The following is a 9,003-nucleotide window of genomic DNA, read 5'->3' on the forward strand; positions in this document are numbered from 1 at the left end:
TTGGCTTTTGATCTTGATCTGCCCCGTCGGAAGGCCGAGTGGAGGTTCTGCGCAGTGGGCAACCCGGCATGGATGCCGGGTTAGCCGCCCCCGGCCATGGATGGCCGATGGCGGCGGGCCCACGGAGCAGGACCGGAGCGAGGGTATGCCGAGCCTTAGCGAGGCACCGTACGTCAGGGGCGCGGGCGCTTGGTTACTTGGCGCTTTTCCAAGTAACCCGCCGTAAGGGCGGAACCAATAGCCGCCGCTACCCCAGTAATGGATATGTACACCATCAAAAAACTCGTCACCAGACACACAGCCTTCGCGAGCAAGCCCGCTCCCACAAGGTGCCGGATACACCCGCAGGACCACCCCCGCTAACTGCGTTCTCAGGTAACAGCACTACTGCAATGACGAGGATTATTCAGCCCACATCCAACAAACACCGTGATCCCTACCGCAATTCAAGATGTATCCGATTGTTAAAAACCCGCCAAATGGCTAACCTTCGCGCCTTCTACGACCCAATAGTCACGGGTCTTTCTGACGAAACGCAGTATTTGGATCTGTAACGCGCCGAGGATCAGGCGCAAGGTTTCGTTATGCATGGCAGGAGGCATCACATGCGTTCATTTCTTCTATTGCTGATGGGGTGGGTCTGCGCGACCGCAGCCTGGGCCGAGCCGACAGCCGAACTGTCGGAACCGGTGGGCGGCTGGCGCTACAACGGCCTGCTCGATCGCAGCGAAAACCCGCAAGTCGCCTACCCGACGCCGCCCATCGACCGGGGCGTGCAGCGCAATCGCACGATGATCGAAGGCCAGCTCAAGGCCATCGGCACTCAGCGCGGGCCGCACACGCTGGCGGTCAACGGCAATCCTCTGAACCTGTACACCGACGACCAGGGGCGTTTCGCCCGGCCGTATGCGTTTGGCGCAGGCTCCAACAGCGTCGAAGTGCGCAGCGCCGAAGGCCAGTCCCTCAAGCGTGTCCAATTCTATGAAGCCAACAACCTGCGTACCCCGGCGCGGATTCGCGTGGTGCTGGGTTGGGACGATCCGAAAGCCGAACTCGACCTGCACATCATTACCCCCGACGGCCAACATGCGTTCTGGGCTCGCCCGGCGATGAGCAACGGCGGCGGCCTCGACCCGGACGGCGTCGACGGCCCCGGCCCGGAAATGTTCACCATGACCGCGCCACTGCATGGCACCTATCTGGTTTACGTGAACTATTGGGGCAACTTCGGCAGCGGCGGCTATAACTTCGATGAGACCAGCAACCAGAACGAGGTGATCACCTCGCAGATCAACCTGGTGCTGAACGAAAACACCGTCGACGAAAAACGCGAGACCTTCATCGTGCCCCTGCGCGCGATCGGTGACCTGCTGCTGGTCAAGACTTTCAACTATTAAGCATCCCGCACCACGGATGAACTGGGCGTTGTGAACATGAGCGATAACACTGTTACCCCGGCTGCTGACGCACCTGCTGCCAAACCTTCCCGGCGCTGGCCGTTGCTGTTGGGCGGGCTGATCCTGGTGGCTGGCGTGGCGGCCGGACTTGGCTGGTTCATGCACAAACCCAAGGCGCCGGCGGCGCAATTGGCCAGTGACAAACTGGGCATGAGCCGCCCGGACGGTCTGCTTGAAACCCGCTCCTTGAGCCAATTGCCCAAGGACTTGCTGGCGGTGCCGTTCCTCAAGGAAACCCTGACCGAAGATTTCGTCTTCTATTACGAAGCCCATGCCGATCGCCTCGGCTTGATCGGCAGTCTGCGGCGGATCATCTACGAACATGACCTGAAGTTGCAGGACAGCCTGATCGAGCAGCTTTTCGATCAACCGGCGGATGTCGCGTTGTGGCGCGGGGCGGATGGTCGCCTGAAAGACTTTTTGTTGGTGATGGATCGCGGTGGTCTGGCCAAGGTGCTGGAGCCGCTGGTCAAAGTAGCGCTGGATGATTCGCAGCTGACGCAACTCGGTGACATCAAGGTCGCCGGCGAGACGGTGCCGCTGTATCAGCTCACCTACAACAACAGCAAGGCGCTGCTGTTTGCCTCTCATGGCGACAAGCTGGTGGTGCTGTCCAATCCTTCGAAACTGTACGACAACAGTAATGGCCCGATCGATGAGCCTGGGATGGTTTCGACTCAATCGCTGGAAGCATTGCTCGGCGGTCAGAAACTCTTCCCCGAAGCCTTCGGTCTGCCACTGCGCGCGCCGGAAGTGAAACAGCGCCTGTCGGTCAATTCCAGCGTACTGGCCATGGGTTACCAGCGGTTCATCCCGAACTTCGCCGGCCTGCGTTTCGACATGGACGACAAGGGCTGGCACAGCTTCCTCGCCATGGACGAACTGGAAAACCAGCCGGACTTCGATTTCAAACCGATCTGGCAAGCCATGCCGATGGGCGCCAGTGCTTGCGTGGCCTTGCCGCTCGCCGCCGAACAACAGAAGCCGTTGCTGGTGAAACTCGGTGCCGAAGAAACCGTGGCCCAGGCGCTGACCGAGCACATGGCCGGTGCCGCCGGCCTGTGCTGGTACGCCGATTCTCGGCTGTACACGCCGCTGCTGGTGGCCAGTCTGAATGACGACGACAGCGCCAAACTCGACGGTGACCTGGGCAGCTTGTTCAGCTCGATGGTCGGCGCCTACGAAGGCAACGTCGAAGAACACGCGTTCCCGGTGGTCGAGAAGCAGGAAGGTGAAAACCACCAGTGGCAGCGTCAGGTCAGTTCCAATTTCGGTCCTTACAAAGCCAAGGACGCCGAGGACCCGAACGCCATCACCGGCAAGGCCTTCATGCGCGTGAGCCTGGCGCGCCACGGTTCGACGCTGCTGTTCTCCCTCGACGACAAACTCGTGGACAAAGCCCTCGGCACCCTCGACAAACGCTTCCCGCCAATGGCCGACGTGGTGCCGAAAGACCTGTTGATGCCGGTCTACTTCGGCCCGGATTCCATGGCGCAGCTGATGCAACAGGAAACCCTCGACAGCCTGCCGCAGGACATGGAACCGGTGTTCTACAACGCCGCGCAAACTTACCTGATCCCGAAACTGCGCAAGCTCGGCGGCTACGGCAAATACGCGCTGACGTTGCCGGAAGGCAGCGAGCCCGACGGCCATTGGCAATGGCTGCCGCTGGAATGGAAAGCGCTGTGACCGCACTTATCCGAGGCCTCGGCCTGCTGGCGATGTTGCTGGGCAGTCGGGTATTTGCCAGTGACGCCGCGCCGCTCGACCTGCAGCAATCCCAGGTGTTCCGCGCCTGGTTCGTGCGCATCGCCCAGGAGCAACTGACCCAGGGCCCGAGCCCGCGTTGGTATCAGCAGGACTGCGCCGGGCTGGTGCGTTTTGCCGCCAACGAAGCGCTGAAAGTCCATGACGACAAATGGCTGCGCAGCAATGGCCTGTCCAACCGCTACCTGCCGCCGGAGCTGCAACTGAGCGAGGCGCAACGCGGTCTCGCCCAGCAATGGCAGCAGGGCGGCGGCAAGGTCGGGCCATACGTCAACGCGATCAAACTGATTCAGTTCAACAGCCATCTGGTTGGCCGCGACCTGGCGCAAGCCCGGCCCGGCGACCTGATGTTTTTCGATCAGGGCGACGACCAGCACCTGATGATCTGGATGGGCCGCTACATCGCCTATCACACCGGCACCACCACCCCCACTGACAACGGCATGCGTTCCGCGAGCCTGCAGCAACTCATGACATGGAAGGACACCCGATGGATACCCGACGCAGCCAACCCCAACTTCATCGGCGTCTATCGACTGAACTTTCTCTCCCAATGACCGGTGCCCGCATGCTGCGTTTTCTGTCTCTACTGTTGGTATTGGTCCTGCCTTTTTCGGCAGTGAATGCCGAAGACACCGTCGAACCGAGCGGCTACACGCCGGTGGCCGGCGAAAGCTTTTTCCTGCTGGCGGACAGCAGTTTTGCCAGCGACGAACAGGCAATGGTGCGCCTCGAAGCACCGGGCCGTGACTATCGTCGTTTCCGCATGGAGCCTTACGGCGGTGCGGACATTCGTGTGTACCGCATCGACAAACCGCTGGATTTCCTCAAGCGCCAGAAGAACCTGCACCGCGTGGTCAGCGACGGTCAGTTCAAGGGTGAAGGCCTGTCGAACACCCTCGCGTACCTGTGGGACAACTGGTACCGCAAATCCCGTCGCGTGATGCAGCGGGCGTTTTCCTACGAGTCGCGTAAACAAGTCACCGAGGAAGTGCCGGAACTGAAGATGGGCACTGCCATCGCCGCGCCAACGCCTTACGACGCGCAGCCGCAATTCGGCCTGATCCCGGGCCTGCCAGTGGTCAGTCAGTTCCGTTATCCACTGTGGCAAGCCAAACCGATCCAGCCGCCTGAGGGCGTGAACCTCGCCGGTTCGTCCAGCGAGTTCGTCACTGTCGCGCCGGGCAATGTGTACGTCCCGTTGGGCAACCTGAAGCCGGGCCTGTACCTGGTGGAAGCGCTGATCGGCAAGTACCGTGCGACCACCATGGTCTTTGTTTCCAACACCGTGGCCGTGAGCAAGATTGCCGGTGATGAACTGCTGGTCTGGGCGGCGCGTAAACACGAAGGCAGTTCGGTGCCGAAGGTTAATGTGCTGTGGACCGATGGCCTCGGCGTGATGAGCAGCGGTGCCACCGATGCTGATGGTTTGCTGCGCCTGAAACACGTCAGCCCGGAGCGTTCGTTCGTGATCGGCGAGGACGAAGAGGGCGGGGTGTTTGTCTCCGAGAACTTCTATTACGACAGCGAAATCTACGACACCAAACTCTATGCGTTTACGGACCGGCCGCTGTATCGGCCGGGGGATTGGGTGTCGCTGAAAATCGTCGGTCGCGAGTTCAAGAACGCTCGTGACTCGGTGTTGCCGACGGCGGCTGATGTGAATGTCACGGTGCTCGATGCCACCGGCACCGCGCTGCAAACGCTGGCGCTGAAACTCGATTCCAAGGCCGGCACACAAGGTCGTTTTCAGCTGCCGGACAACGCGGTCGCGGGCGGTTATGAACTGCGTTTCAGCTACAAGGATCAGGCCTACAGCAGCGCCTTCCGCGTGGCTGAATACATCAAGCCGCACTTCGAGATTTCGCTGAACCTGGCCAAGCAGGATTACCGCACTGGCGAACCGGTGAAAGGCAGTCTCGTGCTGTTGTACCCGGACGGCAAACCCGTCGCGAATGCCAAGTTGAGCCTGAGCCTGCGCGCCCAGCAACTGTCGATGGTCGATAACGAGCTGCAATACCTGGGGCAGTTCCCGGTGGAGCTGACCAGTACCGAACTGACCACCGACTCCAAAGGCAACGCGACCCTCGACCTGCCCGCCGCCGAGAAACCGAGCCGTTACATGCTCACCGTTTTCGCCAGCGATGGCGCGGCGTATCGGGTCAAGACCACCAAGGAAATCCTCATCGACCGTGGCGCCGCGAGTTTCCGCTTGAACGCACCGCAGCGCTTCAGTGCGGTGGGCGACAAGGTTGCATTCAGCTACCTGAATGAGGGTGGCAGCGAGCAAAGCAAAGCGGTCACGCCGAGCGGCTACAGCTGGGTGCGTCTGGAAGATCAGACCACGGGCGAAGGTAAACTGGCAGCAAGCGATAAAGGCTTCACCTTGGCCTTCGAACGTCCGGGGACTTACAACCTGACGTTGAAGGATGACCATGGTCGCGTGGTCGGTGCGACCGGGCATTCGGTCACTGGCGATGGCGTCAAAGCCGTGCCCGGCACCGTGGAAATCGTCCTCGATAAACCCGAGTACAAGGCAGGCGACGAAGCCCTCGCGCTGATCACTTTCCCTGAGCCTGTCAGCGATGCCTTGCTGTCGCTGGAACGCGACAAGGTCGAGGCCACGGCGTTGATGTCAAAGGGCGGCGACTGGCTGAAAATGGAAAAACTCAGCGACACCCAATACCGCGCGCGCATTCCGGTGAAGGACAATTTCGCGCCGAACCTGACCTTCTCCGTGCTCTACACCAAGGGCGGTCAGTACAGCTTCCAGAACGCTGGCATCAAGGTGGTTGCGCCGCAGATCGACGTTGCCATCGTCACCGATAAAGAGGTGTATCAGCCGGGCGATACGGTGTCCGTGGACCTGACAACGCAGTTCGCCGGCAAGCCGATTCCGGCGCACCTGACGGTCAGCGTCGTCGACGAAATGGTCTACGCGCTGCAACCGGAAGTGGCGCCGACCATCGACCAGTTCTTCTACCATCCGCGCCGCAACAACGTGCGCACCAGCGCCAGTCTGTCGTTCATCAGCTACGACGTTGCGTTGCCGGGCAGCCCCGGTGCACCGGGCAAAGCCAATCGCAGCGAACGTGGTGTGAAAGTGCTGGAGCGGCCGCGTCGTGAAGACGTCGACACCGCCGCGTGGCAGCCGGAATTGATCACCGACGCCAACGGCAAAACCCGCTTCACCTTCAAGATGCCGGACTCGCTGACCCGCTGGCGCATCACCGCGCGAGCCATCGCCGATGACGGTCAGGTCGGGCAGAAAAAGCAATTCCTGCGCTCGGAAAAACCGCTGTACCTGAAGTGGAGCGGCCCGACCAAATTCCGCAGTGGCGACAAACCGAATCTCGGCGTGTTCGCCTTCAGTCAGGCGGAAAAACCGGTCAAAGCTGAGCTGGTGATTCATTACGCAGGCGCCGAACAGCGCGTGCCCGTGACGCTGAACAACGGCATCAATTACATCGCGCTCCCGGCGTTCGACTTGGCCAGTGGCGAGTGGACCGCCGAGTTGGTGCAGGACGGCAAAACCGCTGACGCCCTGGCCGTGCGTCTGACCGCGACCGGCGAAGGTTGGCTCGTTACGCAGAGTCAAAGCCTGGACGTGGCCAGCGGTGATACGCCGCTGACCTTGCCGGCAGATGCGACGGACATTCGCCTGCGTCTGGATGACAGCCCGCAAGCGCTGTTCCGTTCGGCACTGGATGATTTGCTCAGCTATCCGTACGGCGGCGTCGAGCAGACGGCCAGTCGTTTGTTGCCGTTGAGCATTGCGTACCCGACCTTGTCGTCGAACCCGCAGATCCGCGATCGCTTGCGCCTGATCATGCAGAACAGCCGTCTGCGCCTGGTGCAAATGGCCGGGCCATCGGCGAGTTTCACCTGGTGGGGCATGGACGGTGAGCCGGACGCGTTCCTCACCGCGTACGCCTATTACGCCGACTGGCACGCCAGCAAAGCACTGGAACTGAGCCTGCCGCCGGAGCATTGGCAGCGGGTGCTGGAGGTCTATTCGAAGCAGGCGAAAAACACGCCGCTGTTGCAGCGTGCGTTGATCCTGTCGTTCGCCAAGCAGATGCAATTGCCGGTCAACACGTTGCTCAGTGGTTTGATGGATGATCTGGCGAAAGCGGGTGAGGGCAATGCCGCGACGCTGATGGAGGATGGTGAAGACAGTATTGTCATGAGCGATCCGGATTCGGCGTTGGGTCTGGCGGCGGCGCGTGCGTTGACCGCTTCTTTGGCGAAGCAGTCGAAGGTCACTTTGCCGGATGCTTTCAATCGACAACTGGCCGACGCGCAGCAGCGTCTGGCCGTCAGTTCGCAGCCGTTTGCCGAAGCCTTGAACCTGTCGCTGCAGAGCTTCGATCAGGCTCATGCGCAAGCGTTGTTGCAACGGTTGTTGCCACAGCAATCGACCCTGGAACGCGCATTGGCGCTGACCTGGTTGCAACGCAGCATCGAGCAGGCTTCGCCCACCATCGCACTGGCACCGGGTGAAGGCTGGAAGAAAAAATACGGTGATACCGGTGAGATGTATTGGACGTGGCAGGGCGCTTCGTCGGTGCCGGCAGTGCTGGCGCTGACCGGGACGCAAGAGCGCCCGTTACGTGCCGCGTTGAGTTTCCAGACTAAACAACCGCCGGTTGATCCGATGGCGGTGACCATCACCCGTCGCTTGTCGCGTCTGGTGCCGGGTGATGAAGCCTTCACCTTCAAACTGGAATCGGTGGGCACCAAGCCGTTGTCCAGCGACAGCCTGTATCTGGACGAAGTGATCATCACCAGCAAAGCCGCGAAACCGCTGCGCTACGGCATGATCGAAGTACCGCTGCCGCCGGGCGCGGATGTCGAGCGCACCACGTGGGGCATCAAGTTGATGGGCAAGGCCGGCACTGAGCCGACGGCGCTGGAGAAGGCGCGCTTTGAGCCGGGGCAGATGGCTTACGCGATTCCGGTGGATGCCTTGAGCGGCGAATTGCGCCTGCGTCACCTGGTGCGCTTCTCGCAGAAAGGCCAGTTCAACCTGCCGCCAGTGCGTTTCACTCAGGTCTACGCGCCACAGCATCAGGCCCAGGAACAGAAACCGGCGCTTGGTCAGGTCACGGTCAACTGACATGACCCGGCGTTTGCTTTGGTGGCTGCTGTGTTTGATCCCTGCGCTGGCGACGGCGCAGGACGAGCCGCTGCGTCTGGGGTTCAAGGGTGAATTGCTGTCGCTGAGCCGGACGCAGGTGATTGCTCGCGAACCGTTGCCTTCGGATTTGCAAACGCCATTGGGCAGTCTGTGGAAGTTGTTTGTGTACGGCTGGCTGGTGGATACCGGCGCCCGTGAGCCCGCGTATGAGTGTCGCGGGCAGTCGAAAGAAGAAGTCTATTGCTGCACCGCAGGCGGCAAGATCGAGCGTGATCAGGCGCTGGTGAAGTCGTGTGGCTTGTACTTCGAGCCTGCGCGGTTGGGCATTGCTGGCGCGGATTGGCGCACGTATTGGCAGGCACGGCAGGCACCGGAGTGGTTGCTGGACTTGCCTTCATTGCAGCCATCCACGCGAGTGTCGGTGGCTGAATTGCTTAAAGTGCTGGCCGTGATGCCCGCGCAGGATCAGGCACGGCGAGTGTTGCTGGATGTGGTGTTGAATGCCGCCGACGGCAATGTCGTGGGCGAACTCGGTGGTCGGTTGCGGGTGAAAACCTGGAGCTGGTTGGGTGATCAGGATCCATCGTCGCGTCAGGGTGGGGTTGCCGGTTGGCTGGCCGATGGCACACCGATCTGGGC

Annotated in this window: 5 protein-coding genes; all 5 read left to right on the top strand. The window is 61.2% G+C overall.

Going from position 1 to position 9,003, the window contains the following annotated elements:
- Positions 1–605 precede the first annotated feature (605 nt).
- Positions 606–1,397: a YfaP family protein gene (locus tag KGB27_RS29950; RefSeq protein ID WP_223437093.1), complete on the top strand. Its 792-nt coding sequence runs from the start codon at positions 606–608 to the stop codon at positions 1,395–1,397.
- Positions 1,398–1,433: 36 nt separating this feature from the next.
- Entirely contained in the window at positions 1,434–3,146 is a 1,713-nt protein-coding gene (locus tag KGB27_RS29955; protein ID WP_223557298.1) for a DUF2138 domain-containing protein, read from the top strand.
- Positions 3,131–3,781 (top strand): DUF1175 domain-containing protein, encoded by a 651-nt coding sequence (locus tag KGB27_RS29960; protein WP_411736725.1) that lies wholly within the window; start codon positions 3,131–3,133, stop codon positions 3,779–3,781. The genes KGB27_RS29955 and KGB27_RS29960 overlap by 16 nt, the downstream gene beginning before the upstream one ends.
- Complete coding sequence (locus KGB27_RS29965; RefSeq protein WP_223557299.1) at positions 3,778–8,343, top strand: alpha-2-macroglobulin family protein; 4,566 nt, start codon at positions 3,778–3,780, stop codon at positions 8,341–8,343. The genes KGB27_RS29960 and KGB27_RS29965 overlap by 4 nt, the downstream gene beginning before the upstream one ends.
- 1 nt (position 8,344) lies before the next feature.
- Positions 8,345–9,003, top strand: a 659-nt coding sequence (locus KGB27_RS29970; RefSeq protein ID WP_223557300.1) for a DUF2300 domain-containing protein, incomplete at its 3' end; no start/stop codon positions are given.

Source organism: Pseudomonas sp. BF-R-01 (assembly GCF_019946615.1).
Lineage (GTDB): Bacteria > Pseudomonadota > Gammaproteobacteria > Pseudomonadales > Pseudomonadaceae > Aquipseudomonas > Aquipseudomonas migulae.

What these genes read in the sequence shown, in the direction of transcription:
- KGB27_RS29950 (WP_223437093.1), top strand. Translation starts at nt 606, where the DNA reads ATGCGTTCATTTCTTCTATTGCTGATGGGGTGGGTCTGCGCGACCGCA.
- KGB27_RS29955 (WP_223557298.1), top strand. Translation starts at nt 1,434, where the DNA reads ATGAGCGATAACACTGTTACCCCGGCTGCTGACGCACCTGCTGCCAAA.
- KGB27_RS29960 (WP_411736725.1), top strand. Translation starts at nt 3,131, where the DNA reads ATGGAAAGCGCTGTGACCGCACTTATCCGAGGCCTCGGCCTGCTGGCG.
- KGB27_RS29965 (WP_223557299.1), top strand. Translation starts at nt 3,778, where the DNA reads ATGACCGGTGCCCGCATGCTGCGTTTTCTGTCTCTACTGTTGGTATTG.